1 pseudogene is annotated in these 281 nt (G+C 43.1%); it reads right to left on the bottom strand.

Annotated features, from left to right (window positions below):
- A pseudogene (locus tag SB725_RS30815) lies at positions 1 to 104 on the bottom strand (hypothetical protein); the annotation flags it as partial.
- Between the last annotated feature and the right edge of the window lie 177 nt (positions 105 to 281).

Genomic DNA, 281 nt, shown 5'->3' with positions numbered 1-281 from the left:
GACAGTCCGATACCGCCCAGTCCAAAGATAGCCACTGTAGCGCCCTCTTCGACTTTTGCAGTATTCATAACCGCGCCCATGCCAGTCGTGACGCCGCAACCACTTATTCGTTTACTCTCAATAGCTAAGCCTCTTGGCGATATTTTAGTCATGTTTTTATAACACATATATTTACGGACACGTCTATCCGACAATCGTATGTCAATTTTAGACGTTTATTTATATGTACTTGCACCGAGAATGCATCCGAAGCATTGCATAAAAAGTGGCTAAAACCATTC

Origin of the sequence: Pseudomonas sp. SIMBA_041 (genome assembly GCF_046535095.1) — a bacterium.
Classification (GTDB): domain Bacteria; phylum Pseudomonadota; class Gammaproteobacteria; order Pseudomonadales; family Pseudomonadaceae; genus Aquipseudomonas; species Aquipseudomonas mucoides.
The sequence above is the reverse complement of the archived record's forward strand: the minus strand, read 5'-3'. Positions and strand labels throughout refer to the sequence as shown.